This window comes from Pseudonocardia pini (assembly GCF_013870575.1).
GTDB lineage: Bacteria > Actinomycetota > Actinomycetes > Mycobacteriales > Pseudonocardiaceae > Pseudonocardia > Pseudonocardia pini.
On the sequence record NZ_JACBXB010000987.1, the window covers coordinates 1 to 1,689 of the forward strand.

Genomic DNA, 1,689 nt, shown 5'->3' on the forward strand with positions numbered 1-1,689 from the left:
ACGTGCTGTGGCAGCCCGGCGGCATCGGGATGCTGGCCCGGATCAGGCCGGGCCTCGTCTGGGAGCTGCTGGCCGCGGGGGACCGGGTGACGGGCGCGGAGTGCGCGCGCCTGGGCATCGGGGAGGCGACCGACGGGCCCGCGCTCGACGCCGCTCTCGACCGCGCGGCGACGTTCGGCGCGATCGAGCGGGACGTGCTCGGCCATTACGTCGGGTTGGAGCGGGCGGCGAACTGGCCCTCGCCCGAGCACTTCGCCGACGCCGCGGAGATCCAGTCCGGGCTGATCGCCTCGGAGCGCTTCCGGGCCTTCGCCGATCGCGTGCTCGGCAGGTCCTGAGCACGAAGCGGTGGACGGGGGCACCACGGTCCGTCGGTCTCGGGGAACCCGCCCGGGGCCGCCGCGGCGCGTGGTGCACCCGACTCCGGTGGACGTTGCGCGGCGCGGGTGCGTCGGGCATCGTCTGCTAAAGAAGTGCACTCATTCCGACTCGCGAGGACACCGATGACCGAGGCGATGATCGTCGCTGCGTGCCGTACCCCGATCGGCACCGCGCACAGGGGAACCCTGACCGAGACCGACGCGCTCGCGCTGGCCGAGATCGCCGTCGGGGAGGCGTTGCGCAGATCCGGGCTCGCGGCGTCCGACATCGACGACGTCCACCTCGGCGAGAACTACTACGGCGGCGGCGACATCGCCCGCCACGTGGCGTTGACGCTGGGGATGACCACGGTCCCAGGGCTCGCGCTGAACCGGCACTGCGCCTCCGGGCTGTCGGCCGTCGCGACGGCGGCCTCGGGGATCCGGGCGGGCATGGAGCGCGCGGTCATCGCGGGTGGCACCCAGTCGAGCTCGACCGCGCCGGTCACGCGCCGCCGCGTGCTGGGGACGGCGGACGAGGTGGAGGACCCCTGGTTCTCGCCGACCCACGTCGACAGCCCCGAGGCGCCCAACCGCGACATGACGATCACGGTGGGCTGGAACGCCGCGGTCGAGGCGGGCCTCACCCGCGCGCAGATGGACGAGTGGGCGCTGCGCAGCCATCGGCGGGCCGTCGCGGCCATCGACGCCGGGAGGTTCGAGGACGAGATCGTCCCCGTCAAGGCGACGCAGCGCGACGGCTCCGTCGTGGAGTTCTCCCGCGACGAGCACCCCCGGCGGACGACCACGCTGGAGAAGCTCGCCTCGCTCAAGCCCCTGCACCCGGAGATCGAGGGCTTCTCGATCACCGCGGGCAACTCCAGCGGCGTCAACGACGCGGCGTCCGCGCTCACCCTGGCCGCCGACGACCTGGTCGCCGAGCGGGGCCTGACCCCACTCGGCCGCGTCGTCGGGTGGTCGTCGGTCGGGGTCGACCCCGCCCGCACGGGCATGGCGTCGGTCTCGGCGATCCCGCTGGCCCTGCGCCGGTCCGGCCTCACGGTCGACGACGTCGCCCTGTGGGAGATCAACGAGGCGTTCGCCTCGGTGCCGCTGGCGGCCTGCGCCGCCCTCGGGATCGACCCCGAGCGGGTCAACACCAGCGGCAGCGGCTGCAGCCTCGGCCACCCCGTCGCCGCCAGCGGCGCTCGGATGCTGACGACGATGGTGTACGAGCTGCGCCGTTCCGGCGGCGGCATCGGTGTCGCGAGCATGTGCGCGGGCGGCGGTCAGGGCGGTGCGGTCGTCATCGAGGTCCCGGGTGCCTGAC

At 74.2% G+C, this 1,689-nt stretch carries 2 protein-coding genes; both read left to right on the forward strand.

The window, feature by feature from the left end; genetic code table 11:
- Nucleotides 1–338 (forward strand): hypothetical protein (locus tag H5J29_RS31665; protein WP_181784599.1); only part of this gene is annotated, 338 nt, incomplete at its 5' end.
- Nucleotides 339–503: 165 nt separating this feature from the next.
- Nucleotides 504–1,688 carry a thiolase family protein gene (locus H5J29_RS31670; RefSeq protein WP_181784600.1) on the forward strand — a complete coding sequence of 395 codons (1,185 nt, stop codon included), beginning with the start codon at nucleotides 504–506 and terminating at the stop codon, nucleotides 1,686–1,688.
- The last annotated feature ends 1 nt before the right edge of the window (nucleotide 1,689 follow it).